General features: G+C 68.2%; 1 protein-coding gene. It reads left to right on the forward strand.

The features are described from left to right. A partial coding sequence (locus IE126_RS25595) for a syntaxin family protein (RefSeq protein WP_194678754.1) occupies positions 1 to 997 on the forward strand: 997 nt, incomplete at both ends.

Here is a 997-nt window from a genome sequence, read left to right on the forward strand (position 1 = left end):
AGCCTGGACCGGCTGGCTCGGCGCCACCACCGCCAGCCTGAAGCTCGGCCCCGCCGATCTCGACTGGTCGCAGCTGGAGACCGAGATTCTCGGTCAGGTCGATGCGCTCCAGCAATGGGTCGATGGCGAGGTCGATGCGCTTGCCGGGTTGATCGGTGACGAGGCGCAGGCGCGGGGCGATGCGGTGCAGGCGCTGGGAGACCAGATTGCCGGGGTGGCGGATGGCATTGCGGCCGAGGCCGAGGCGCGCGGCAATGCCATACAGACGCTGGCCGATGGTCTGGCGGATATCGCACAGGATATCTCGGACGAGGTGGCCCGCCGTGCCGACAATGTCCGCACGCTTGCCAGAAACTACCGGCGGGTGACGCGCAGCATGGATGAGCTGCGCGACTGGGTGGGCGATCTTGATTACCGGCGCTACCGCGAGAAGGAGCAGCTGCGCACCGATCTCTCGAAGTCCCTGCGCGAATTCCGGGCGACATTCGAGGAGACCATCACCGTTGCGGCCTCCGAACGGGCGGCGATCACCCAGCGCGTGACTTCGCTCGAGGCCGACAGCCTCGACACAAGGGCGCAGATCCTTGCGGTGGATACCGCGCGGGTGAACGGCGAAGAGGCGCTCGCCCAGTCCATCGCGGGCCTGTCGGTCGGCACGGTGAACCAGTTCGATCATGTGAAGATCTGGTATTACGACGACGATGCCGAGGGCTGGACCGGATCACCGGCCGCCCCGACCGTGGCAGAGGGCTATATGCGCCCCGCCGATGGCGCGGGCGCCTATGTAATCTCGCCCTCCGGTCTGGGTGTCCGGGCCGTGCGATATCCGCAACTGCGGGCGCGCCTCAGGCGGGTCGGCAGCCCGGTCTGGACCGGGTATCTGTGGTGGGCGGATGCCGGGCAGTCATTTGTCACCGGCCGCCGCGTGGCGATCCCCGAGCCGGTCTGGTCTGGCGATGAGGCGCTGATCACGGTCACGCCGGGCTGGGCCGCCACG

The sequence above is a fragment of the Gemmobacter nanjingensis genome, from assembly GCF_014652195.1.
Lineage (GTDB): Bacteria > Pseudomonadota > Alphaproteobacteria > Rhodobacterales > Rhodobacteraceae > Gemmobacter > Gemmobacter caeni.